This window comes from Amycolatopsis silviterrae, assembly GCF_042684085.1.
GTDB classification, from domain to species: domain Bacteria; phylum Actinomycetota; class Actinomycetes; order Mycobacteriales; family Pseudonocardiaceae; genus Amycolatopsis; species Amycolatopsis silviterrae.
Genome location: NZ_JBHUKS010000006.1, coordinates 196,979 through 220,572 on the forward strand (window position 1 = coordinate 196,979; position 23,594 = coordinate 220,572).

A 23,594-nucleotide genomic window follows, 5' to 3' on the forward strand; every position below is an offset into this window, starting at 1 on the left:
ATGAGCACTGACCTCGAGCGGATCCTCGAAGTGCACGAAGGCTGGTACGAGGCGAACCTCGGCCTCGTCGCCGACCGGATGCTGCAGTACTTCCCCAAGGGCGACGGCTACCACCAGTTCAACCTCAACGGCCACACCTACCACGGTGTGCTGGACAAGCACCGGCTGTGGGTCAACGCCGCGAAGATCGGGCTGAGCATCACCGCGATCAAGGACACCGTCGGCCCGGACGTCCAGGTCTTCGGCGACGTCGCGCTGCTCACCGCCGAAGGGACCGCGGACGTGCTGTCTCCCGGCCAGGAGAACGCGGTGACGACTCCGTTCCGCACCACCGAGTTCTTCCGCCGCGACGACGGCGAAGGCGGGCAGGACTGGCGGATCTGGCACATGCACGTGAGCGTCCAGGACCCGCAGATGCCCAAGCACGGAACGGAATGAGGACGGGTTTGAACCGCGTCGCCGTCGAGGGGCGGACCGGGAAGCTGTCGGTGCTGCGCACCGCGGACGACCGGTCCGGGACCCCGCTCGTGCTCCTTCATCCGATCAACTCCGCGGCGGTCGTCTGGGCGGACGTCGCCGCGCGGCTCGACCGGCCGGTGGTGGCACCGGACCTGCGCGGGCACGGGAAGTCCGGGCAGACCGGCCCGTTCACCGTCGAGGAGGGCTACGTGCCCGACGTCCTCGCGGTCCTCGACGCGCTCGGGCTGGACGAGGTGCATCTGGCCGGCGGGTCGCTCGGCGGCACGATCAGCGTCGCGCTGGCCGCACTGCATCCTCGGCGGGTGCGCAGCGTCGCGACGTTCGGTTCGACGCTGGGCACCGGGGTGCCGGACGAGGCGATCGCCGCGATGGTGCGCGAACTCGAAGCCGCCGGGACTGCCGGGTATTTCGCCGGGCAGGTACCGGAAATCGTGGGACGGGCGCACCGGGACTCCGCGCGGATCAAGGAGGTCATGGCGGAGGCGGTCGGCACCCGGCCGACCGCGGTGGTCGCCGAGATCCTGTACGGGGCCTTCGGCGCGGACATCCGGCATCTGGCCGGAATGGTTGCTACGTCGGGGATTCCGGTGCTGGCGGTGGCCGGGACCGAGGACCCGACGTGCCCGCCCGCGATGTCGCGCGAACTGGCCGAAGCCACCGGCGGCACCGCGAAGCTGCTGGACGGGACAGGGCACCTGCCGATGCTGGAGGAAACCGACCTGGTGGCCGACCTCCTCCGGCAGCACCTCGCGGGCGCGGAGGAAGGAAAGCGGTGACGTACTCGATCGTCGCGCGCGATCCGGAAACCGGTTGGCTCGGTGTCGGTGCGCAGACCCATTTCTTCGGGGTCGGCACGCTGCTGCCCTGGGCCGAGGCGGGGGTGGGAGCGGTGGCCACCCAGGCGTTCGTCAACGTGGACTACGGGCCGCGCGGCCTGGAGTTGTTGCGCGCTGGCGTACCCGCACCGTCTACTGTGGACCTTCTGGTCGCCGAGGACCCGGAGGCCGCTTACCGCCAGCTGGGAGTTGTCGACGCGCGGGGCTCGGTGGGGATGTACACCGGCGGGTCCTGCGCGCCGCACACCGGCTTCGCGCGCGGGCATCAGGTGGCGGTGCAAGGGAACATGCTCGCCGGTCCCGACGTCTGCCAGGCCGCGCTGGCCGCTTTCGAGACCGCGGAAGGGGACCTCGCCGATCGAATCGTCGCCGGGCTCCAGGCCGCGGACGGTGCCGGGGGAGACGTGCGCGGCTCGCAATCGGCGGCGTTGCGGGTGGTGTCGGGCCGTCGTGGGCCTGCGCCGTGGAACGAGGTGGTCGTCGACCTGCGCGTCGACGACCACCCGGATCCGCTCGCCGAGCTGGCGCGGCTGCTGCCGCGTTCGCGGGCGTTCGGCGCGGTCGGCGGGGTGATGTTCACGCGCGGCCTCACGCTCGGGCCGTTCGAGGGAGTCGACCCAGGCGAGCTGGACGAACGGCTGGCTGCCCTCGCGTCGGCGGCGGAGGTCATCGGGCCGGACAACCGCGAGGCGGACTTCTGGCGCGCGGTCCTGCTCGCCCGCGCCGGACGGCACCGGGAGGCGGCTGACCTGTTCGCCGAGGTCGTAGCGTTCCGGCCCGCCTTGCTGGAGTTCGCGAAAGGCCTTGCCCCGCTGGGCTTTCTCGACGACGAAGCGCTCGCCGCGATCACCGCGCACCTTGAGGAGCCAGCATGAGCGCCGACGCCGCGGTCCGAACGGACCGGGTGACCGAACTGGCCGCGAGCTTGATCCAGTGCGACACGCAGAATCCGCCCGGCGGCGAGCAGCCCGTGGTCGAACCGCTGTTCGCGACCCTGCGCGAGCTGGGTGCGGAGGTCGAGATCTTCGAACCCGAACCGGGCCGCCCGTCGGTGCTGGCCCGCGTTGGGAACGGCGAGGGGCCCACGTTGCTGGTCAACGGGCACATCGACGTCGTCCCGGTGTCCGAAGCGGACTGGTCGGTGCCGCCGTTCGGCGGGCTGGTCCGGGACGGGCTGCTCTACGGCCGCGGTGCCTGCGACATGAAAGGCGGGATCGCGGCAGCCCTCGAAGGGCTGCATGCCTGCCGTGACGCCGGAATCACGCCGCCCGCGGACCTCGTCTTCCACTTCGTGGCCGACGAGGAGACCGGCGGCCGGGCCGGGACCGAAGCGCTGGTCGCCGCCGGGCTGGTGCACGCCGACGCGGCCGTCGTCCCCGAACCGAGCGAGCTGCTGGTCGGGGTGGCCGAACGAGGTTCGCTGATGGCCGAGATCGCGGTGCGGGGCCGGGCGGGCCACGGCAGCGACCCGGCGGCCGGGCACTCCGCGATCGCGGACGCGGCGCGCATCGTTTCCGCGCTCCACCTGGCCGATTTCGGCGACGGCGAGCATCCGCTCCTCGGCACGCCCACCGCCAACGTCGGGACCATCGCGGGCGGCACCGCCGCCAACATCGTGGCGGCCGAATGCCGGCTGCGCGTCGACCGGCGCGTGCTGCCCGACCAGACCCGGGACGAGGCGCTGGCCGCGGTGACCGGCCTGATCGACGCCGCGGGCGAGTTCGACTACACCGCCGAGGTGGTCGCGTTCGCCGAGGGGTCCGAGCTGGACGCCGGGCACGCGTTCGTGACGGAGGTCCGGCGGGCGGCGGGCGATGCGTCGGTGCGGGGGTTGAAGCTCGGCACGGACGCGCGGTTTCTCCGTAACTCGCTGGGCATCCCGACGGTGGTGTACGGGCCGGGGTCGATGACCGTCGCGCACACTGCGGACGAGTATGTGCCGGTCGCCGACCTGGTCACCGCTGCCCGGACGTTCGCCCGTCTGTACGCCTCCTTCGACGGTGTGAGCAGCCACGACGCCGGTTAAGGTCGTGCCATGGAGCAGGTCGCCGAAGCCTCGATCGACGACGTCGTGCGCGGTGCCGTGCACTTCGGCAGCGGGGGAGGCGGCGACCCGTACCTCGGCCAGCAGCTCCTGCTCGCGGCGGTCCGGCGGCACGGGCCGGTCCCGCTCGTCAAGGCGGACGAACTGGCCCCGGACGCGCTGGTGCTCCCGGTGGTGTCCGGCGGGACCCCGCACACCCTCGTCGAGAAGGCGCACGGCAACGCCGAGGCCGAGACGCTCCGGGCGGCCGTGGAAGCCCGCGCCGGGCGGAGGTGCGCGGCGGTCCTGCCGATCCAGCTCGGCAGCGTCAACGTGGCCGTTCCGCTGGTCGTCGCGAGCGAACTCGGGCTGCCGTGCCTCGACCTCGACCTGATGCGCCGCACGCTGCCGTCGATCGACCTGACCCTGCTGCGGCTGGCCGGATTTTCCGTCTCGCCGATCACCGTGGTCGGCGGCGCCGGGGTCGTCGCCGAGTTCAGCCAGGGCGCGGACGCGGTGCTCGGCGAGCTGGTGCGGGCCGTGCTGCCGCCGCTGGGGCTCGTGGCGCTGATCAGTGCGTACCGCGTGACGGCGGGGGACTGCGCGCGGCTCGGCGACGTCGGGTCGATCAGCGAGTGCGCCAGGATCGGTGCGGCGCTCGCCGAGGTCTCGCCGCATGGTTACGACCCGTATCTGCGAGCCTGCGGCGGACGTCTGGTGTGCGCCGGAACAGTCGCCGAAGTCCTCCAGCATTCCTCCGACGGCTGGCCGCGCGGCGTGGTTTCCCTTGAGACGCCAGAAGGTTTCGTGCGGATCGACTTCCAGAACGAGAACCTCGTCGTCAGCCGGGAAGGCACGGTGCTGGCCACAGTCCCGGACCTGATCGGCGTCGCGGACGCGGACACCGGAACCTTGACGCAGACGGTCGAGCTTTCAGCGGGCCAGGAAGTGCACGTGATCGCCAGCCCGGTCGACGATCGGTGGCATACGCCGGAGGGGTATGCGGCGGCCGGGCCGCGCGCGTTCGGCTACGCCGTGGACCCCGTGCGGTTCGACGGTTCGACGCCCTTGGCCGGTGTCCGATGACCCGGTCGCGAGCAGGTATCGACGCCATCGCGGGCCGTGCCGTGGCGCTGGACGAGGAGAACCGGATCGTGGCGTCCCACCGGGGGCTTCCCGGGACGGAGCCGTCGCGCCTGCTCGACGCGCTGATCACCGAAGGAGACGCCGGGACGGTCGACCGGGTGGTGGCGATCCTGCCGGAGCCCGTGCCCGCCGAGGTGCGGCGCGTCGGGGTCCTGCGCATCGGTGGCGCGACCGCGCTGCCGCCGCTCGCGGGGTGGCCCGAGCGGATGTCCGGCACCGGACCCGTCGCGATGGTGCGCGGCGGACACGAGTACGACGGCACGGAATCAGCGCCGCTGGACCTCGACGCAGTAGCCGAGTTTGCCCGCCAGTGCGCCGGAACCGTCCGCGCGGTCGCGGTGTCCGGCGTCCACGGGCTGGAGAACCCGGACCACGAACAGCGAGCCGCGGCCGTGCTCGCCGACGTGCTCGGGCCGGACATGCCGGTGCTCACCGGTGGCGAGACCGAGGCGATCGGTCTGCTGGAGCGGGAAAACACCGCCGTGCTCGACGCGGCTCTCGCCGAGTCCGCCCGTGCCCGGATCGACGAGCTGGGCGCGGCGGTCCGGAAGCACTACCCGGACGCGGAGCTGTACCTGGTCCGCGGCGACGGAGCAGTGCTGTCCGAACTGGACGCCCAGCGCCACGCCACGGCTTGCCTCGGCGCGGGCCGCGCGGCGCTGCTGCACGGGGCCGCCCGGCTGGCTGGAGTGCCCGCGGCCGTGGTGGCGGACGCGAACGACGGCCGGACAGTTGTCGGCACGACCTACGGCGGACTGCTCCCCGAATCAGGCGCGCACCGGGAGTTCGGCGGCGTCCGGATCGGCTCGCGGCTCCCGAGGCTGACCGTCGTGGACCGCGAGCGGTCTTTCGCCGCTGCGGTAGCCCGCGCGCGGTACGGGTACGACGAACTCCCGGTCGTGCTCGTCGGCACTCAGTCCGCGGATCTGCCGGGTGGCTCGGTGATCCGGCTGCCGGACGGCGATCTCGCGGCCGCCGTCGGGGCCGCCGCCGCGGAGGCCGCAGGCTCGGTGGACCGGATTTTCTGGCAGGGTGCCGGAGGCGGGGAGGACTCGGTGGCCCGCGCCCGGCAGCTGGCCAGGGACGCCGCGGTCCGCGCCGGCGCCGATCCCCGCACCCTGCGGGAAACCCCGGTGAAGGAGGCTCTGATGACCTACGTTCCGGTGCCGGCCGCGCGCCTGCGGGCGATCGCGGTGGGGCCGCTGCTGGAACCGGTGGCACCGTGACGGTGACCCTGGCCCAGCTGCTGGACCTCGGCCTGCTCGAACGCGCCGAGGTCCTCGCGGGCGAGGCCGGGCTGCGCAGGCCGGTCGGGACGGTCGTCGCGGGCTCCACGGTGCGCGAGATCCCCGAACTCGCCCCGCGCAGCGTCGTGGTGTTCGGCCGCGAGCAGCTCGCCCTCGACGATCTCGCCGCGGACCTGGCGATCCGGCTGGCCGGCGGCGCGGGCCTGTCCGGGATCATCGCCGCCCGCACGCCCCGGCCGGTTCCCCTCGCGGCCCGCCGCCTCGCCGACCGGCTGGCGCTGCCGCTCATCGGCGTCGAGGACATCGTCCCCGCGCGGGTGATCACCGCGTTCGATCCGTACGTCCGCGCGCCCGAGATCGCGGGCCTGCGCGTGCTCGGCGACGCGTCCCGCCGTTTCCAGCGCCCGCCCGCCGACGCGGACGCGCTCGCCGCGCAGCTCGCGGAGACGCTCGGCGCCCCGGTCGCGCTCGTCGACGCGGAATCCCGTTTCGTAGCCGGTGATCCCGCGGTGCACGCGCGGCTGGCGGCCTGCGCCGACCCGGCGAGACTGGCCGACGCACGACCCGCCGCGCTCACCATCGGACCCGACGGCGACCTGATGCTGCAACCGGTCCAGGTCGGCGCGACCGGGCCCGCGGTGTACTGGATCGTCGTGCGGCGGCCCCGCTTCGCGGCGGGAGCGCTGCTCGAACCGGTCCGGCGGGCGATCGCGATCGCGGCGCTGTCGTTCGCGGTGCACGTGGCGGGCGAAGCCATCCTCGCCGAACGAGAGCACCGGCGCCGTTCGCTGCTGCTGAACGAGATTCTCGAACAGCCGGACGACCCGGGCCGCCGCACCGTCGAACGGGCCACCGCGCTCGGCTGGCGGCTCGCCGGACGGCACACCGCGGTCCAGGTGCAGGTGTCGGCCGCGCCAGCCGCGCTCCGGACGTCCGCGCTGGGCACGGAACTGGAAGCGCAACTGGCCGAACACGGCGTGCCCGCGAGGCTCGTCGAACGCGGGGAAGGATGGCTCTTCTGGTCGACCGCCGACGCGCCGGGCGACGCGGTGGACCCAGGCCCGCTGATCGAACGGCTCACCAGCACGCTCGCCGCCGTCGAAGCGGAACATCCGGGGCTCCGGCTCTGCGCGGGAGTGGGCCGCGCGCACGAGGGCACGGCGGGCATCGGCCACTCCGCCGAACAGGCACGCCGCGCGGCCATGCTCGCGTACACCGCGCACCGCCGGGCGGTGGTCGAACACATCGATGCCGGCAGCACTCGACGGCTGATCGCGGGCTGGTACGAGTCCGCTCCCTTGCGCGGCGCGGCAGCCGACCTGCTCGCTCCGCTCACCGAGGCCGACCCGTCGGGCGTCCTGGTGCGCACCCTGCGGTGCTACCTGGACTCGCAGTCCTCGGCGAAGGCGGCCGGTGCCGTCCTCGGAGTCCACCGCAACACCGTCATGCAGCGCATGGAACGGATCGCCGAGCTGCTACCCGCCGACCTGAGCGACCCGGACGACCGCCTGGCCGTGCACCTGGCCACGCGCGCCGCCGGCGTCGAGTGGGACGAACCCGGCTGACAGCGCGCACAGTGCGGCGGGCCCGCGTTCGGCCACCGTGCACGATGACCCGGCCCCGCGCGGCGGGTTGAGTGTCCGGAATGGACAACGCGGGAATCACCATCGGTTACAAGGCATCGGCGGAGCAGTTCGGGCCGCGGCACCTGGTCGACCTGGCCGTCCTCGCCGAAGAGCGGGGCTTCGACTCGGTGGTGGTCAGCGACCACTACCAGCCCTGGCGGCACCGCGACGGGCACGCGCCGTTCTCGATGGCCTGGCTCGCCGCGGCGGGGGAGCGGACCGGACGGGTCCGGCTCGGCACCAGCGTGCTGACCGCGACCTTCCGCTACCACCCGGCCGTGGTCGCGCAGGCCTTCGGCACGCTCGGCGCGCTGTATCCCGGACGGATCGTGCTCGGCCTCGGCACCGGCGAAGCGCTCAACGAGGTCGCGGTTTCGCGGATGGAATGGCCCGGGTTCAAGGAACGGTTCGCCCGCCTGCGGGAGGCGATCGACCTCATCCGTCGCTTGTGGACGGAGGAACGGGTGTGTTTCGACGGCGAGTACTACCAAACGGAGAACGCGACCGTCTACGACCGGCCGTCGCGCCCAGTGCCCGTCTACGTCGCGGCAGGCGGCCCGGTGGTGGCGAAATACGCCGGCCGGGCGGCGGACGGCTTCATCTGCACCAGCGGCAAGGGCATGGACCTCTACACGGAGAAGCTGCAGCCCGCGGTCGACGCCGGAGCCGAGCAGACCGGCCGCGCGCCCGCGGAGGTCGTGCGCTCGATCGAGATCAAGCTGTCCTACGACACCGATGCCGAGGCCGCCGTCGCGAACACCCGGTTCTGGGCGCCGCTGTCGCTGGCCCCCGAACAGAAACACGGCATCTCCGATCCGGTCGCCATGGAGCGCGTCGCCGACGAGCTGCCGCTGGCCCAGGTCGCTTCCCGGTGGATCGTCGCGGCCGATCCCGACGAGGTCGTCGAGCGGATCCGCCCGTACGTCGACGCCGGGTTCACCGACCTGGTGCTGCACGCGCCCGGGCCCGATCAAGCCCGCTTCCTCGAACTGGCCGGGAAAGACCTCCTGCCCCGGCTGCGGGCTCTCTAGCCGGAGGTCCGTGAAGGGAACCCTGACGGAATCAGAGGCCGTGACCAGGGACTTAAGCCAGATGACAGTCTACAAAGGACGCCCAGGTCGGTAAAATGCCCGATCGATGCCGGAATGCGCGCTTCTTCAAGTCTGTGAGGGCCACCTTGAGGGAATCTGATTCCCTCCGGGTGCCCCTCACAGACGACACGCCCAGCTCCCGCCGTCCGCGTCGGCCCCGGCGCAAGCCGGTCCGTCAGCCGCTTCGGCCTGGGCGGACGCACCTCAGCCGCATCCATAACGCCGCCTTAAGCCCCTGGCATGGGACTCAGAGTCTGTGAGGGCCACCTTGAGGGAATCTGAGTCCCTCAGGGTTCCCCTCACGGACGGCCAAACCCAAACCCGCGCCCGACGAGCCTCAACGGCACTCACCGCGCCGCCCTAGGCAGCGGGCGCTGGGCTGAGCGCCCTGCCCGGCGAAGATCACGGTGCGCTGCGCCCACTGACGGCGGTCCAGGCGCTGCTTAGCCTTCCCCTACGCATCGTGGCGTGGACGGAAGGAGCGGTCCGGTGACAGCAGTCGACGAGCGGCCGGGAGGGCCGGCCGCAGCCGATTTCCCGCCGTCCGGACTCCGGCTGCCGCTTCTCGTGAGCGCGCGCCGCGGCTGGTTCAGCGTGGTTGCCCCGGCCTCCGGCCTCGATCGGCCGCTGGCCGGAGCCGCGCCGTGGGACCCCTCGCGCTTGCCCGGCCGGAACGAGCTGGTGCTCGTGACGACACCGCGTCCGACCAGCGACGAACTCGCGCAAGCCTTGACCGCCGCCGGTCGCGCACAAGCGTCCGCGCTCGTCGTGCGCGGTCTGCCGCCGGAATTCGACCGCACGGCCGGGGTGCCGGTGCTCGTGGCGGATCGGCAGGTCAGCTGGGCGGAGATCGAAACGCTGGTGCAGTCCCTGCTGTCCGGTGCCCGTTTCGGCGCTCGGGGCGGTACGCCGACCGCGGGCGGTCTCTACGAACTCGCCGAAAGCGCCGCACTCGCGCTGGACGGTGCCGTGGTCATCACCGACGCGGCCTTCCGCGTGCTCGCTTTCGGTTGCGCGGGAACGGTAGACGCGCTCACCAGCGAAACGATCCTCGCCCGGCGGGTCCCGAAGGCAATGCGGGAACGCCTCGGCCGGATGCCTCGGGCCATGCTGGTCGAGCTGCCCGGTGCGGACTCCCGGTGGGCGGCTCCGATCCGCGTCGGTGCCACGATCGGCGGCTGCGTGCTCTGCGCACCCGGCCACGGCGCACCCGAGTCCGTGCCGAGAATGCTGAACGAGGTGTCGGCGGCGGCCGCGGCCTGGTTCATCGACGAACCCGCCGGACGCGACGACGAAGACGCGATCCGCGCCGAGCTGCTGCGCGGCCTGCTAGGCGGTTCGGGCTCCCTGGAGGCTCTGACCGAGCGGCTCGGCCCCTCGCAGCGGTGGCGGCTCGCCGCGCTGGCCCCGCACGCCGATGCTCCCGCGATCACCTCCGAGCACGAGACAGCCATGGCCCGCTGCGCGCGAATGCTCGACCCAGGCGCGGCCACGGCTGTACTGGGCTCGACCCTGTTCGCGGTGTTCCCCTCCTCGCCCGGCTCCGGCCCCGCCGACTTCGCCGAACGCCTCCGCCAACGGGTATCGGCGGCTACGGGCGGCCCGATGGTGGCCTGCCTCGGCCATCCCTGCGGCACCGGCGGTGAGATCCGCGCCGAACTCGCCCCGCTCCGGCACGCGACGGCCGTGCTGGCGGCGCGCACCACTCCGGCCACCGTCCACCTGTCGGACCTGCGCCCGCACGTCCTGATCTCCGAACTGGCGGGCCTCGCCGACGAACACCCCGGCCTGCTCGACGGCGCACTGGACGTGCTCCGCCACGACGACTCGCCGCGCGGCGCGGAGTACCTGAACACGCTCCGCTGCTGGTTCGACGCCGGCGGCGACGCCACCCGGGCCGCGGCGGCGCTGCGGATCCATCGCAACACTTTTCGCTACCGGTTGCAGCGGATCGAGGCGCTGTGCGCGGTCGATCTGGACGATCCGGTGCAGCGTTTCACGGTCGAGCTGCAGGTTCGTCTTCTTGTTCCTCCACTGAGGACGAACGCTCAGATGACGTAGCGCCAGCCGGTGAGGGAGTAGGCACTGAACCAGCATCCAATGAGGACAAAGGCCACCGTCGCAGCCACGGCAGTCCCGGGGCGGCGGGCGGCGAGACCTCGCGCGATCGGGAACAGCAGGATGAACCCGGGGATCAGGAACCGCGGTTTGGCCGTCGGAAGGCCAGCCGTGCCGACGACCAGCACCACCATCCCAGCACCGTAGGCGGCGAGCGGCCACCACTGCGACAACGGGCGCAACGTCTTCACCAGCAGGACAGCGAGCACAGCCGCGCCCAGCAAGAGGAAAACAGTCAGCGTTTCCATCACCGAAGCACCGGAAACCAGCTTCTGCCAAGAGAACTCCACCGCCTCGCGGCCGCCGTCGAAGCGAGTTCGCCAGTTGTCCCATTCGAGGTCGAACCAGCCGGTCGGGCTGCCCGTCCAGACGGCGACGAAGACCCACCAGCCGAGCAGTCCGAGCGGGCACAGCACCGCGCAGATCATGGTCGTCCAGCGGTCGCGGGTGCGGACGAAGGCGAGCACCGCGGCGACGCCGACGACGGCGATGAGCACTGCCGCGGTCGACCGGGTGAGGCCCGCGCCGAAACAGCACGCGGCCGCCAGCAGCCAGCGGCGTTCGGTCACCCCGACCAGCGTCCAGGCGGCGAAGGCGGTGAACAGCGCTTCGGTGAAGACCATGGACTGCGTGATGGCGACCGGCGCCCCGGCCCAGAGCGCCACCAGCAGGTACCCGGTCCGCGCCCGGCCGTCGATCCGCTGGGCCAGCCGGAAGATCGCGGCCGCGGCCACGCACCCGGCGACCGTGCTCACCAGCAGCCCGGACAGGACGGTGCTCCCCAGTGTGACCGGCGCGAGGATCCGGAGCAAGGTCGGGTACATCGGGAAGAACGCGAGCGGCGTGTCCGGCGCGTAGTTCCCGGCCGCGTCGTACAGGCCGCGTGTGGTGCCGAAGTAGCCGTAGTCGGCGATGTCCAGGTAGAACTGGCCGTCCCAGGCGGTGAGGCGGCCGATGAGCGGCTGGCCGGTCTTCGCGGCGAACAGCGCGAGCACCGCGACGCTGAACACGCGGATGAACAGGTACCCGCCGATCGCCCGGACGTACGGGCGCTGGTGCCAGCGGAGCACCGGCGGGGCGGGGGCGGCGAGTGTGGTCAAGACGGTTCTTTCTCGTGCTGCGGGGGAACGGTCAGCGACGGCCGGTGGTGGCGGCGGTCGTAGTGCGGTTCGGGGTGGTTCCGGCGGAGGTCCCGGAGGTCCCGGGCGTTCGGGTGTCGGACGTCGGATCGCCGGTGGGGACCGGGAGGCGGCTGGGGGTCGGCGCGACGGCGGGCTGGACGGTCCCCGGCGCGGTCGCCGGACCGGTCTGGCTCGCCGCCGCGGTCACGGTCAGGACCACGACCAGCGCCGTCGTCAAGGCGCTCCCGCCGACCACAGCGAGATTCCGCCGACGGCGTTGCTTGCGGCCTTTCGCCAGCAGCCGCACCGGATCCACGCCGGGCGGCGGCTCGTCCACCGGTCCGGCGAGCAGGAGCACCGCGCGTGCTTCGTCGTCGTTCATGCCCGCCCCTCCTGGCATGCGAGGCCGGGGAAGTGCCCGAGCAGACTGGGATCGACCAGTTTGCGCAGGGTCGCCAGCCCGCGCGCGGACTGGCTTTTGACGGTCCCGGCCGTACAGCCGAGCGCGGCCGCGGTCTCTTCGACGCTGAGGTCGTCCCAGAACCGCAGCACGAGGACCGCGCGTTGCTTCGGGGGAACGCCGTCGAGCGCCGCCCGGACGGCGAGCCGCTGGGCATGGTCGGGTTCCGGTGCGGTGCGGACATCCGGCAGCTCGCCGGAAAGGTGCTCGCGCGAACGCCACTTCCGCCGGTTTTCGTTCAGGAACGCGCGCACGACCATCCGCCGCACGTAGGCGTCCAGTTCGCCGCGCCGGACCAGCCGCGGCCACACCCGGTAGAGCTTGAGAAAGGTGGTCTGGACCAGGTCGTCGGCCCGGTGCCAGTCCCCGCACAGCACGAACGCGGTGGCGCGCAAGGATTTCGAGGCCGCCGCGACGTACGCGACGAACTCGCCCTCCCACCACGGCCCGCTTTGCTCCACACCGGATACAGGCCCCGGGGCGGCCGGCAGGTTGCACGAGCACGACGTGACCCAGGTCATAGGAGACGGTCCCTGGCCGGAGACCCGCGGCCAGGGACCGTTCCGTACCGCCGGCTCAGGCCTCGCGGACCAGAGTCGCCCCGGTCAGGAAGTCCTCGAGGACCGCGGTGACCGACCGGTGGCGCACCGCGCACGAGTAACCGGGCGGCTGCGGCCCTTTCACCTTGAGCGGCAGCTTGGCGGTCCCGGTGACAGTGCCGTCCTCGACCGGGTATTCCGTCGCCGCCAAGGCAGTCGCGGAGCGGTGGATGTCGAGCGTCGATTGGCCCTTCGTGCAGACGACGTCCACGTCGGCGGTCACCTTGACGGAAATGGTCGTCGCGGTGCCTTCGACCACCACATCCACCTCCTGGAACGAGACCGTGGCGACCGTGCCGTCCCAGCTGACTTCGGTGGCTTCGGGGACGAAGCGCGCCTCGTCCGCGTGCGCGGTGGCGGAGCCGGAGGCCAGGAACGCCATGGTCGCCGCGGCGGTGCGCAGTGTCTTCTCGAAAAGCATGGGGACCCCTTTCGCCGCTGCGAGCCCAATGCCAGGGACTTAAGCTGCGTGGCCGCACGCCGTTGATGCCCGCATGGACCATCTCCGGAGGTCCGTGAGGGGAACCCTGAGGGAATCAGAGTCCCTCAGGGTTCCCCTCACGGACGACCGAACCCGGGGCGAGCCCGGCCTGCCGGGAGCGGTACCCATAGCGCCGCCTCAAGTCTCTGGCATTGCGCCGCGAACTCCCGGTCAGACCGGCTCGAAGTCCACGGGGACGTCGTTGTTGTCCTGGTCCTTGCCGCCGCCGGAGGCCCCGTTGACGACCGTGAAGTCCTTGGTCGTCCCGTTGAGGGCCAGCCGCAGCGTCTCGAAGCCGATCCGCAGGGTGGACACGCCGCGCAGATTCGCGGCCGACACCTTGAACTTGATGTCGACGTCGACGTCGATCAGCTGCTCGCTGCGGAAGGTCTCCTTCAGCACGCTCTGGCTCTTGTCGCGCTTGAAGCTCAGCGACCACACCTTCCACCCGGACGACGACGGAAGGTTGTAGACCTGGTAAATGGCGCGGAAATCGTAGGTGCGGAGCTTGCCCTGGATCCGGCCCTCGAGGTCGAACCCCTGCGACTGGATCACCAGGGTCCGGAACGTGCTGAAGCCGTGGAACGCGGTGACCTGGTCGTCGGCCGCGACGGCGCGGCCCGCGCCGAGGAGGTCGAACCGGCCGTGGGTCACGGCGATCGCCGGCGAGCGCGACGCGCTGACGGCGCCGGACGGGGCGGCGGAAGCGGCCGTTGCCACCGTGGCCATGGTCAGGAAACTGACCGCGACCGCCAGCGCCGCTCTGGTGCATGCCTTCCAGGCACGATTGTTCATGTGCGTCTCTTTCCGTGCGGAAAATGGTTCGGGAACGGGCATTCGACGACTCGCGCCGACTCCGAACACCTCACCAGCGGGCACTGGACGGGCGCTGGACGGCGATTGGACTCCGGCGTCCGTCCACAGCGGACCGGCGGCCGGGTTCCGGCGGACGGCCCCGGCGGCCTTAGCCCGGGCGGAGCCACTTCCTTGTGCACCGGCCGCCGGGCCCACTACGTTGGACAGCCGATAACTGGGGGCCAGGGTGGCAACGAGGTCGGTACGCATCCAGGTACTGGGGTCGCTGCGGGCTTGGCACGACGGGGCCGAACTGGATCTCGGCCCGCCCGGCAGGCGCGCGGTCCTCGGGCTGCTCGCGCTCGCCGGCGGGGACGCGGTGACCCGGCGGGACCTGGTCGACGCGCTGTGGGGCGACCGGCCGCCGCCGAGCGCGGTGAACGTCGTCCAGACGCACGTCAAGCATTTGCGGCGGCTGCTGGAACCCGGCCGGGCGCCGCGGGCGGACAGCGGGGTGCTGCCGCACGTCGGCGGGGGCTACGCGGTGCGCCACGACGCCGTCGACGTCGACCTGTGGCGGTTCCGCGAACTCATCGCCGAGGCGAACGACGCGCACCGGGACGCCGACGCCGCCCGCGTCGTGACGTCGCTCGGCGAAGCGCTCCGGCTGTGGCACGGCAGGCCGCTGGCCGACCTGCCGCCGCTCGCCAGCCACCCGAAGGTCGTTTCGCTGATCGCCGAGCGCCGGGAAGCGTTCTGCCGGTACGCCGGGGCGATGATCGACACCGGCGCCGCCGCGGAGGTGCTGCCCGGCATCGCCGAGGCCGCCGCGGAACGGCCGCTCGACGAAGCGGCGCAAGCACTCCTGATCCGCGCCCACCACGCCCTCGGGCAGCGGGACGAGGCGTTCCGGCTCTACGGGCGGGCGCGCACGCGGCTCGCGGACGAACTCGGCATCGACCCGGGGCCCGAACTGCAAGCCGCGCACGCGGCCGTGCTGCGCGACCCCGGCGCCGCGGTTCCCGCCGAAACCCAGCCGTCGCACCGGGTCCCGAAACAGCTGCCCGCGCCGCCGCGCGGGTTCGCCGGACGGGCGGCGGAACTGTCGCTTTTGGACAGTCTGGCGGCCGGCGGAATCGCCGTGGTCTCCGGTACGGCGGGCGTCGGCAAGACGGCGCTGGCCGTGCACTGGGCGCACCGTGTCCGGGCGCGCTTTCCGGGCGGCCAGCTGTATGCGAACCTGCGCGGCCACGCGCCGGAGGCCCCGGCCACGCCGGCCGAAATCCTCGCGCAATTCCTGGCCGCACTGGGGATTCCGCCGCAGCGGGTGCCTCCCGACGCGGAGACCGCGGCGGCGCTGTACCGGACCCTGACGACCGACCGGCGGATCCTGGTCGTGCTGGACAACGCCGTCAACCCGGATCAGGTCCGGCCGCTGCTGCCGTCCGGGCCCGGCTGCCTGACGGTGGTGACCGGACGCGGCAGCCTGACCGGTCTCGTCGCCGTGAACGGCGCGCGCCAGTTCACGATCGACGTGCTCAGCCCCGACGAAGCCGTCGAACTGCTCGCGGAGGTGCTCGGCAGTGGGCGCGTCCGTGCCGAGCCGGAGGCTGCCGCCGAGTTCGCCAAGCTGTGCGTCCATCTCCCGCTCGCGCTGCGGATCGCCGCGGCCAACCTCGCCGGCCGTCCCGGCTCCGGCATCGGGGACTACGTCGCGGAACTGCGCGAGGGCAACCTGCTCGCCGCGCTCGCGGTGCCGGGCGACCAGCAGGCGGCGGTGCGGGTCGCCTTCGACCTGTCCCACGCGGCCCGGTCCGCCGACGCCCAGCGGCTGTTCCGGTTGCTGAGCCTGGTTCCCGGCGCGGACTTCGGTGCCGAGACCGTGGCCGCGCTGGCCGGCGTCGAGGCGACGCGGGCGGTCGCGCTGCTGGACGGGCTCGCCGCCGCGCATCTGGTCGAACACCACGCGCCGGGCCGATACCGCTTCCACGACCTGCTTCGCCAGTACGCCGCCGAGCAAGCCGGACGGCTGGAGTCCGCCGAGGAGCGCGAGCGCGCGCTACACCGGCTGTACGACTGGTACCTGGCGGGAACGGACGGCGCCGCCCGCCTGCTCTATCCGCACATGCTGCGGCTGCCGGTGTCCGGCGTCCCGGCCGCGTTCGCCGGGCTGGGAGAAGCGTTGGCATGGCTGGACATCGAGCGCGGCAACCTCGTCGCCGCCGTGCGGTTCGCCGCCGACCACGGTCCGCGCCCCATGGCGTGGCGGCTCGCCGACGCGTTGCGCGGGTATTTCTGGATGTGCATGCGCCGGGTCGAGTGGCTCGCGGTCGCCGAAGCCGGCCTGAGCGCCGCCGATGGTCCCCGCGAACAGGCCGCCGCCCGGCTCAGCCTCGCCGACCTGCACTTCCGCCAGGGCCGGTACCAGCAGGCGATCCGGCAGTACACGGCGTCGTCGCTGCTCGTGCGGCAGGCGGGCTGGACCGAGGCGCAGGCCGCGGTGCTCGGCAACCTGGGGTGCGTGTACTGGCAGTCCGGACGGCTGCCCGCCGCCGCGTTCCGGTTCGGCCGCGGGCTGGCGCTCAGCAGGCGGATCGGCCAGCCGGCGGGGGAGGCGGTCGCCTTCGGCAACCTCGGGCTCGTCCACTGGGAAATGGGCCGGCTTGCCGAAGCCGCCGAGCACTACACCCAGGCGCTGCGCCGGTACCGCCGGATCGGGTCCCGGTACGGCGAAGCGATCAACCTCGCCAACCTCGGACAGGTCCAGCACGCGCGCGGGCGGACGGCCGAGGCGGTGGAACTGCTGTGCCGGTCCCTCGACCTGCAGTGCGAGGCGGGAAACCGGGCGGGCGAAGCGGAAACCCGGAGCCGGCTGGCACTGGCGCACAGCGATCGCGGTCACCGGGCGATGGCGCTGGAGTGTGCCAGCGCGGGGCTCGCGCTCGCCCGGGAGGCGGGGGACCCGAGGACCGAGGCGGAGGCGCTCGCCGCGCTGGCAGCCGTGCTAGCCCGCTTCGGCGACCGGCCGGAGGCGATCCGCCGGTACGAACAGGCCCTCGACCTCATCCGCGAAACCGGCGACCGCTACCCGGAAGCCGACGCCCTGATCGGCCTCACGACGGTCACCGCCGACCCGGGGCCCGCCCGGCAGGCACTGGTGCTCGCCGAGCGGGCCGGCTACCGGGCGTTGCGAGGTCAGGCCCTGACGGCGCTGGCAGGAGCCCTGCTCGCGCGCGGCGAGCCCGGTGCCGCCGTTGGGCATGCCCGGAGTGCGCTGGCCGTGCATCGGGAGACTGGGCACGGGCCGGGTGAGGCGCGGACGCTTGGCCTCCTTTCTCGGCTGCGTGGTGCGGAGCGGCTGTGATGCGCGCCCGGCGTGCGGCGGGGGCGGGCGCGGGCTGGGTGAGGCGCGGACGCTTGGCCTCCTTTCTCGGCTGCGTGGTGCGGAGCGGCTGTGATGCGCGCCCGGAGTGCGCTCGGCGTGCGGCGGGGAATCGGGCACGGGCTGGGTGAGGCCCGGACCCTCGTTCTCCTTTCCCGGCTGCGCCGTGCGGAGCGGCCGTGATTCGCGCGCGGCGAGCCCGGTGCCGCCGCCGGGCACGCCCGGAGTGCGCTCGCCGTGCGGCGGGAGCCGGGGCACGGGCCGGGTGAGGCCCGGACCCTCGCTCTCCTTTCCCAGCCGCGCCGCGCGGCGCAGCCGTGATTCACCCGCGGATGCCGCTCATGTCCACGGTGTAGGTGCCGTTGGGCTGGACCGTGGCGACCACCCACGGGTTCACGCCGTCGGAGCCGGCCGTGCCCGAGCATTCGAACGCGCTCCGGTCGTAGACCGTCCGCCCGTCGCCGTGCTTCGCGGGCGTGTCCGACTTCTCGACCCGGCCCAGCCACCGGCAGGACTGGTCGAGCACCTGGTGCGTGACCGCCATTTCGACCGAGGTGACCTTCGTTCCTCGCGCACACCACGAGATCCGGTTGAAGTACTTCCACGCTCCTTCATTGGCCAGCTCGATCGGGGCGGCGGACCAGCACCCGTTACCTCCTTCCGCCGCGCCGGTGACGATCGGGACCGTGGCCAGCAGTCCCGCCGCGATGGCCGTCAGTGCGCCGGCTCTTCGCATGGCAACCCCCTCGTTTCCGTGTGCTCCCAATGTGTTGGCTCGCGGCGGTGGGTGCAAGGGGCCGGAGCGGGCGGTCCAGCGGATGTTCAACGGATGTCCAGTGGGTCCGGAATGCGCCGGTCCGCCCCAGGCAACGGGAGCACCCGATGAGAATTCACGCGGTTTTCGCCGTTGTCGCTCCGTTTTCCGCGTCTCCTTCGCGTCGGCGGGTTTCGGTTATTCGCGGGGGAGAATCGCTTTGCCGGGCGTAAAAAGTGCTTTGCGGGCGGGGTTGCCGATCCACTCGATCGGCGGTAGCCGGGCGGAGATCTTCGGCGCGAGACTGAATGGGAAGACGTCTTTCCCGCATTGTTTCCGGGCAGGAAAAGGGGGAGGTGGGCACCTTATGCTGTACGACCACTGAATGCGGAAAATACCGCAGCACTAGCGTGATGCGGCCGTGCTCCACCGGCACGGCCGCACCGCGCTTTCCGCACGTCGTAACGCACTGAGGGGGCGCGTTGGCACCGCACGACCCGTATTACGAACCGCTGGCTTCGCGCGTCATCGCCGATCCGCATCCGTTCTACCGCCGGCTGCGCGAGGCGAATCCCGTGTACTGGCACGGGATGCTGAATTCGTGGGTGGTCACCGAACACGCCGTCGGCGGCCAAGTCCTCGCCGACCCCGCGCGCTACGCCTCGGATTTCCGCCGGGCCGGGGTCGAGGTGCCCAACAAATCGCTGAGCCTGCAACGCCTCGACCCGCCGGAGCACACCGGGATCCGCCACCTGCTGGTGACCGCGCTGCACGAACTGCCGTTGCGGACGATGGCCGGCCACCTGCGCGCGGAGATGGCCGCACGGCTGGCGGCGCTCGCCGGGGCCGGCCCGGCCGACCTGGTCACGGGCTTCGCCCGCCCGGTCGCGCTCACCGCGATCTGCCGTTACCTCGGCGTGGCCCCGCCGGACGGCGAGGAGTTCGAACGGCACTCCAACGCCATCGTGCGCAGCATGGACGCCGGGCTCGACCCGTCGCGCGCCGCGGCCGGGATCCGGGCCAGGGCGGAGCTGAGCGGCCTGGTCGCCGGGTGGCTCGCCGACGAGGACCGGTCCGGATTTCTCGCGGCGGCCGTCCAGGCGCAGCGCGCGCGGCCCGGCATCAGCGCGGATCTCCTGGCGAATTCCCTGCGCGCGGTCCTGCACGCCGGGTACGAGTCCGCCAGCCGGCTGCTCGGCGCGGCCCTGCTCCGGCTGGCGCGGCAACCGGATCTGCTCGCTCTGCTGTCCGTCGAAGGCGGCGCGGAGAGACTGGCCGACGAACTGGTCCGGCTCGACGGTTCGGTGCAGGCCGACGGCCGGGTGTGCGTCGCGGACGGCGAACTGGGCGGACAGCGGATCCGGCGCGGCGACGTGGTGATCGTGCTGCTGGCCGCCGCGAACCGCGATCCCGCCGTCTTCCCGGATCCGGACGCCGTGGACCCGCGGCGCCGTCGCGGACTGCACCTGGGATTCGGCCGCGGCGCGCACGCCTGCCTAGGTGCCGTACTAGTCGGGCTGCAACTCCGTATCCTGTTCGAAGCCTTGCGGGACAACGGAATCGTCCTCGAACAGGTTGGCGACCCGGTCTGGGAGGACACCGCGACTTTGCGCGGGCTGACCTCGCTGCCGGTCCGGGTCTCGGCCCGCCGTCCCGACTGGGTCCGGGGATAAGCCGTGCGCGGATTTCGATGGGCGCTCGGCGCAGTACTGCTGGCCGCGCTGCTGCTCCCGGGCAGTGCGAGCGCGGCTTCGCCCGGGCTGGCCGGGTGGCTGGCTTCCCGGGTCACCGGCGACGCGGTGTACGCGCATCTCGTTGGCCTGCAGCGCATTGCCGACGCCAACGGCGGCACCCGCGGGTACGACCAGCCCGGTTTCGCCGAGTCCGTGCGATATGTGTCCGCACGCCTGCGTTCGGCCGGCTATCAGGTCGGTTACCAGACCGTGCCGTACACCGATTTCGTGGTGGACAACGAAACCCTGCAGGCTGGCGGTCTCGGCCCGATCCGCGCGCTGATGACCCGCTTCACGCCGTCCACCCCGCCCGGCGGCCTCGACGCCCGGCTGGTGCCGCTGCCCGCCGGGCGCACCGGCTGCGCGGCCGCCGACTACGAGGGTCTCGGCGTGCCCGGGAGCGTCGTGCTGCTGGCCCGCTCCAGCTGTACTTTGCAGGTGCAGCAACACCTCGCGACCGCGGCGGGCGCGAGCGCGGTGCTGACCTACCGGCGCACGCCCTCGCCGGAGAACATCTACCGTTTCATCGCGTTCGACCCGCCGGACTTCACCGTCCCGACGGCGTCAGTGTCCGAAGAGGACGGTGTGCGGCTGACGCAGCTCGCGACCGGCGCCAAGGTGCACCTCGACCTTCAGGCGCGGAACGTGCCGAGCACCACGGTGAACGTGATCGCCGAGACGGCCGGCGGTGACCCGGGCCACGTCGTGCTGACCGGCGGTCACCTAGACAGCGTCACCGAAGGCCCCGGGATCAACGACAACGCTTCGGCCGCGGGCACGGTGCTGCAGACCGCGCTCAGCCTCGCCGCGCGGCAACGGGACGTGATGAACAAGGTGCGTTTTGTCTTCTGGGGCGCGGAAGAACTGGGCGACATCGGGTCCGGCTACTACGCCGCCGCCCTGTCGCCGGAAGAACGAGGCAGGTTCACGGCCGTGCTGAACGCCGAACTGATCGCCTCGCCCAACGCAGTCCGCTTCGTCTGGGACACCGGCAGCGGAAAAGGACACGCCATCACGGAGCTGTTCACCCGCTGGTTCACTCAGCACGGCCTGCCCTACGCCACCGAGCCGTTCGACGCGGTGGGCTCGGATCATCTCCCGTTCCACGACCTCGGAATCCCGGTCGGCGGCTTGGACAGCGGCGTGCTCGGGGTGAAGACCCCGGCGCAGGCGGCCGAATACGGGGGCCAGGCCGGGCAGTTGTTCGACCGCTGCTACCACCAGCCCTGCGACCGCGCGGAGGGGATCAACCGGACCGCACTCGCGGAGAACGCACCGGCGATGGCGTGGGTGCTGGGCTCGCTCGCTTCGGACGCCTCGCTGGGCCGGGCCTGAGGACGTCCGTGAAGGACTCCTTGCGGGAAACAGATTCCCGTGCCGGGACTTACGGCGGCTCAGCGGAGGGGCCAGCGCCCCAATGCCACATTGGGTGCGTCACGGGCACGGTCAGACGGGCGCCAATCGGGCATTCCGGCGGCATCAACGTCCTTTATGGACGGTCAGTAGCCCGCGGCGACGCAGCTGGCGGATCGGGCTGACCCGCGTCGGCACCGACGGGAGCTGGGTTTGTCGTCCGTGAGGGGAACCCTGAGGGAATCTGATTCCCCCAGGGTTCCCCTCACGGACCTGCGCGCTACTTGGGAATGCTGCAGGCGTTGGACTGCACCGTGACGCTGGTGAACTGCTGCCAGCCGCCCTTGCCGATGGTGGTGGGGCCGTCTGCCCAGGTGTCGGTGTAGGACGAGTAGCGGTACCAGCGCAGGTCGCCGCCGGCGGTCACGCCGTAGAGGACGTCGCCGCCCGCGGAGGACAGGCTCTGGTAGATGCCCCAGCCGCCGTTGCCGACCAGTTTCTTGTGCTGCGCCCAGCGTCCCGCGGCGTGGTCGTAGGCGTAGCGGTAGAGCTGGCCGTCGCGGGTGCGGGCGTAGAGGACGCCGTCTCCCGCCGCGGTGATCAGGTCGTAGGAGTCCCAGCCGGTGTCGGCCTTGACGGTGGTCCAGGTCTTGGTCGACTCGGTGTAGGTCATCCTCCAGAGGATGCCGTCGGAGCCGGTGGAGTAGAAGTCGCCCCGCGCGTCGACGGTCAGCTTCGGCCGGGTGGCCGGGTCGTTCCAGCCCCACCAGCCGGTGGCCACGATCTGCCGGGAGTCGTCGCTCCAGCCGGAGCCGGTCCACTGGTAGCGGTAGACGTCGCCGTTGGGGCGGATGGCGTAGAGCAGGCCGTTGGGGCCGGCCAGCACGCGGGCGAAGCCGGACCAGCCGCCGTTGCCGATGACCTTCTGGTTGGGCGACATGCTGCCGCCGGAGACGGGGTCCGGGTGGTTGTAGAGGACCACGTCGTCCTTGACCGCGAAGATCGACACGTTGCCGGCGCACGCGATGGACAGCGCGGGGATCTGGCCCTTGATCCAGTCGGCGATGTTGTCCGTGCGCGTCTGCGTGGCACCCGGTGCAGTCTGCGCCTCAGTCAGGCAGCCGTTCTGGGTGGAGGTGCTGGTGAGGCCGACGAGTTCGGTGCGTCCGTCGCGTTCGCGGACGACGGGGCCGCCCGCGTCGCCCTTGCACGGGCCGATCGCGCCGGTGATTTCCGTCGTGGTTTCGGTGATTTCGCTCGCGGTGAAGGACGCGGTGTGTGCCTTGGTGGGCACCCAGGTGTCGGCGGTGCGGCCGTAGCCGGTGACCTTCAGCGTCTCGCCGACGCTCGGGGCGGTGGCGCTCAGTGCGACCGGAGTGACGCCGTTGACCGGGGCGGACAGCTTGGCCAGCACCAGATCGCGGTCGGTGCGGGGAACGAGAGTGGTGACGTCCACGACGGCGCCGCGGTCAGTCTGGCTGAGATCGGGACGGCCGACGACAGCGGTGGTCTTGAGCTTGGGCGGGCCGGCCGGGACGGCGAAGCCCTGGCTCGGATCGTCGGCGAAGCACCGGGCGGCGGTGGCTACCCACTGCGGCGCAACCAGGACGCCGCTGCAGCCCCGTCCGTTGACGCCGGGCTGGCCGACGGTGATCTTGGCCGTGTACGGCGCGGCGTCGACCGGGCCGGGGGCGGGCGCCGGGCCGCTGGTCTTGATTTCCACCAGGGTGGCCGGGCCGTTGTCGGGATCGGCGGATTCGCCCAGCTTGGTCCAGGTGTCCTTGCCGACCGGGACGGTCTGGGATGTGCCCTTGTTGGTCAGGGTCATTTCGACGGTGCTGCCGTCGCCCTTGGCCAGGAATGTGGCGGGGACCTCCAGCGAGAGGTAGCCCTTCGGACCGTCGGATTCAAAACAGAACGTTTCCCGCACGCTGTTGCGGTTGGTCACGATTCGGATAACGTCCGTGCGGTCGCCGCATGCGGCCAAACGGATGTTCCCGTCGCCGCCTTTCAGGCGAATCCCTTGCTCCGCCGGGATTTTGTCCGCGCCGGGATAGGAGTAGTCCTCGACCGCCGGGCCCTGGTCTGCGGTCGCCGCGGTCGCGAGACCGGGGATGCCGCACAGGACCATGCCTGCTGCCGCGCCGAGGGCCGGCAGCTGATAACGCATGCGCAACGGCCAATTCCTCTCTGGTTGTGCTCGTTCGGGTCGGCTGACCTTGGGAGGGCGAGCGGTATCGCGGCACATCGGCGTCGCGTGGCTGTCCCCCCTGGTTGCCAGCTCACGGGCAGACGTCGCGCGGGATCGGCGAATGTTACCGATTTCGGCTTTTTGCCGCCGTAGGTCACA

General features: G+C 72.1%; 19 protein-coding genes. 12 read left to right on the plus strand and 7 right to left on the minus strand.

The window, feature by feature from the left end; genetic code table 11:
- From ACFSVL_RS10130 to ACFSVL_RS10170, 9 genes are all read left to right on the plus strand, one after another.
- Nucleotides 1–438, plus strand: coding sequence for a nuclear transport factor 2 family protein (locus tag ACFSVL_RS10130; RefSeq protein WP_378302760.1), 438 nt, complete (start codon nucleotides 1–3; stop codon nucleotides 436–438).
- On the plus strand, nucleotides 435–1,256 hold the full coding sequence (locus ACFSVL_RS10135; RefSeq protein WP_378302762.1) for an alpha/beta fold hydrolase: 822 nt from the start codon (nucleotides 435–437) through the stop codon (nucleotides 1,254–1,256). The genes ACFSVL_RS10130 and ACFSVL_RS10135 overlap by 4 nt, the downstream gene beginning before the upstream one ends.
- Nucleotides 1,253–2,191, plus strand: a complete 939-nt coding sequence (locus ACFSVL_RS10140; protein ID WP_378302764.1) for a DUF1028 domain-containing protein — start codon at nucleotides 1,253–1,255, stop codon at nucleotides 2,189–2,191. The genes ACFSVL_RS10135 and ACFSVL_RS10140 overlap by 4 nt, the downstream gene beginning before the upstream one ends.
- On the plus strand, nucleotides 2,188–3,342 hold the full coding sequence (locus ACFSVL_RS10145; protein ID WP_378302766.1) for a M20 family metallopeptidase: 1,155 nt from the start codon (nucleotides 2,188–2,190) through the stop codon (nucleotides 3,340–3,342). Before ACFSVL_RS10140 ends, ACFSVL_RS10145 begins: the two co-directional genes overlap by 4 nt.
- 9 nt (nucleotides 3,343–3,351) lie before the next feature.
- A complete protein-coding gene (locus ACFSVL_RS10150; RefSeq protein WP_378302768.1) occupies nucleotides 3,352–4,425 on the plus strand; it encodes a DUF917 domain-containing protein in 1,074 nt (357 codons plus the stop codon).
- The gene (locus ACFSVL_RS10155; protein ID WP_378302770.1) at nucleotides 4,422–5,711 is read left to right on the plus strand and encodes a hydantoinase/oxoprolinase N-terminal domain-containing protein; all 1,290 of its coding nucleotides are present in this window, start codon (nucleotides 4,422–4,424) and stop codon (nucleotides 5,709–5,711) included. The genes ACFSVL_RS10150 and ACFSVL_RS10155 overlap by 4 nt, the downstream gene beginning before the upstream one ends.
- Complete coding sequence (locus ACFSVL_RS10160; RefSeq protein WP_378302772.1) at nucleotides 5,708–7,297, plus strand: PucR family transcriptional regulator; 1,590 nt, start codon at nucleotides 5,708–5,710, stop codon at nucleotides 7,295–7,297. The genes ACFSVL_RS10155 and ACFSVL_RS10160 overlap by 4 nt, the downstream gene beginning before the upstream one ends.
- Before the next feature lie 80 nt (nucleotides 7,298–7,377).
- Nucleotides 7,378–8,388 (plus strand): glucose-6-phosphate dehydrogenase (coenzyme-F420), encoded by a 1,011-nt coding sequence (fgd, locus tag ACFSVL_RS10165; RefSeq protein ID WP_378302774.1) that lies wholly within the window; start codon nucleotides 7,378–7,380, stop codon nucleotides 8,386–8,388.
- Nucleotides 8,389–8,937: 549 nt separating this feature from the next.
- A complete protein-coding gene (locus tag ACFSVL_RS10170) occupies nucleotides 8,938–10,509 on the plus strand; it encodes a helix-turn-helix domain-containing protein (protein ID WP_378302776.1) in 1,572 nt (523 codons plus the stop codon).
- Here the strand turns inward: ACFSVL_RS10170 and ACFSVL_RS10175 are convergent.
- The 5 genes from ACFSVL_RS10175 to ACFSVL_RS10195 form a co-directional block, all read right to left on the minus strand.
- Nucleotides 10,497–11,666 carry a hypothetical protein gene (locus ACFSVL_RS10175; protein ID WP_378302778.1) on the minus strand — a complete coding sequence of 390 codons (1,170 nt, stop codon included), beginning with the start codon at nucleotides 11,664–11,666 and terminating at the stop codon, nucleotides 10,497–10,499. The two genes, ACFSVL_RS10170 and ACFSVL_RS10175, sit on opposite strands and share 13 nt — an antisense overlap.
- A 31-nt stretch (nucleotides 11,667–11,697) precedes the next feature.
- Nucleotides 11,698–12,069 carry a hypothetical protein gene (locus tag ACFSVL_RS10180; RefSeq protein WP_378302779.1) on the minus strand — a complete coding sequence of 124 codons (372 nt, stop codon included), beginning with the start codon at nucleotides 12,067–12,069 and terminating at the stop codon, nucleotides 11,698–11,700.
- Nucleotides 12,066–12,608, minus strand: a complete 543-nt coding sequence (locus tag ACFSVL_RS10185; RefSeq protein WP_378302781.1) for a SigE family RNA polymerase sigma factor — start codon at nucleotides 12,606–12,608, stop codon at nucleotides 12,066–12,068. Before ACFSVL_RS10185 ends, ACFSVL_RS10180 begins: the two co-directional genes overlap by 4 nt.
- A gap of 115 nt (nucleotides 12,609–12,723) precedes the next feature.
- Nucleotides 12,724–13,167: a hypothetical protein gene (locus ACFSVL_RS10190; RefSeq protein WP_378302783.1), complete on the minus strand. Its 444-nt coding sequence runs from the start codon at nucleotides 13,165–13,167 to the stop codon at nucleotides 12,724–12,726.
- Between the two features lie 231 nt (nucleotides 13,168–13,398).
- The gene (locus ACFSVL_RS10195; protein ID WP_378302785.1) at nucleotides 13,399–14,022 is read right to left on the minus strand and encodes a hypothetical protein; all 624 of its coding nucleotides are present in this window, start codon (nucleotides 14,020–14,022) and stop codon (nucleotides 13,399–13,401) included.
- A gap of 247 nt (nucleotides 14,023–14,269) precedes the next feature.
- Between ACFSVL_RS10195 and ACFSVL_RS10200 the strand changes: the two genes are divergently transcribed.
- Entirely contained in the window at nucleotides 14,270–17,386 is a 3,117-nt protein-coding gene (locus ACFSVL_RS10200; RefSeq protein ID WP_378302786.1) for an AfsR/SARP family transcriptional regulator, read from the plus strand.
- Nucleotides 17,387–17,726: 340 nt separating this feature from the next.
- Here ACFSVL_RS10200 and ACFSVL_RS10205 read toward each other — a convergent pair whose 3' ends face one another.
- Nucleotides 17,727–18,140 (minus strand): hypothetical protein, encoded by a 414-nt coding sequence (locus ACFSVL_RS10205; protein WP_378302788.1) that lies wholly within the window; start codon nucleotides 18,138–18,140, stop codon nucleotides 17,727–17,729.
- 500 nt (nucleotides 18,141–18,640) lie between these two features.
- Here ACFSVL_RS10205 and ACFSVL_RS10210 point away from each other — a divergent pair, with 500 nt between their 5' ends.
- Together ACFSVL_RS10210 and ACFSVL_RS10215 are read left to right on the plus strand one after the other, a co-directional pair.
- Nucleotides 18,641–19,831, plus strand: coding sequence for a cytochrome P450 (locus tag ACFSVL_RS10210; RefSeq protein ID WP_378302790.1), 1,191 nt, complete (start codon nucleotides 18,641–18,643; stop codon nucleotides 19,829–19,831).
- Between the two features lie 3 nt (nucleotides 19,832–19,834).
- The gene (locus tag ACFSVL_RS10215; protein ID WP_378302791.1) at nucleotides 19,835–21,226 is read left to right on the plus strand and encodes a M28 family peptidase; all 1,392 of its coding nucleotides are present in this window, start codon (nucleotides 19,835–19,837) and stop codon (nucleotides 21,224–21,226) included.
- Between the two features lie 298 nt (nucleotides 21,227–21,524).
- Here the strand turns inward: ACFSVL_RS10215 and ACFSVL_RS10220 are convergent, their stop codons facing one another.
- Nucleotides 21,525–23,414 carry a tachylectin-related carbohydrate-binding protein gene (locus ACFSVL_RS10220; protein ID WP_378302793.1) on the minus strand — a complete coding sequence of 630 codons (1,890 nt, stop codon included), beginning with the start codon at nucleotides 23,412–23,414 and terminating at the stop codon, nucleotides 21,525–21,527.
- Nucleotides 23,415–23,594 lie beyond the last annotated feature (180 nt).

Coding starts and splice junctions, on each gene's coding strand:
- ACFSVL_RS10205 (WP_378302788.1), bottom strand. CDS start 18,140: ATGCGAAGAGCCGGCGCACTGACGGCCATCGCGGCGGGACTGCTGGCC.
- ACFSVL_RS10135 (WP_378302762.1), top strand. CDS start 435: ATGAGGACGGGTTTGAACCGCGTCGCCGTCGAGGGGCGGACCGGGAAG.
- ACFSVL_RS10180 (WP_378302779.1), bottom strand. CDS start 12,069: ATGAACGACGACGAAGCACGCGCGGTGCTCCTGCTCGCCGGACCGGTG.
- ACFSVL_RS10130 (WP_378302760.1), top strand. CDS start 1: ATGAGCACTGACCTCGAGCGGATCCTCGAAGTGCACGAAGGCTGGTAC.
- ACFSVL_RS10220 (WP_378302793.1), bottom strand. CDS start 23,414: ATGCGTTATCAGCTGCCGGCCCTCGGCGCGGCAGCAGGCATGGTCCTG.
- fgd (WP_378302774.1), top strand. CDS start 7,378: ATGGACAACGCGGGAATCACCATCGGTTACAAGGCATCGGCGGAGCAG.
- ACFSVL_RS10150 (WP_378302768.1), top strand. CDS start 3,352: ATGGAGCAGGTCGCCGAAGCCTCGATCGACGACGTCGTGCGCGGTGCC.
- ACFSVL_RS10195 (WP_378302785.1), bottom strand. CDS start 14,022: ATGAACAATCGTGCCTGGAAGGCATGCACCAGAGCGGCGCTGGCGGTC.
- ACFSVL_RS10155 (WP_378302770.1), top strand. CDS start 4,422: ATGACCCGGTCGCGAGCAGGTATCGACGCCATCGCGGGCCGTGCCGTG.
- ACFSVL_RS10145 (WP_378302766.1), top strand. CDS start 2,188: ATGAGCGCCGACGCCGCGGTCCGAACGGACCGGGTGACCGAACTGGCC.
- ACFSVL_RS10190 (WP_378302783.1), bottom strand. CDS start 13,167: ATGCTTTTCGAGAAGACACTGCGCACCGCCGCGGCGACCATGGCGTTC.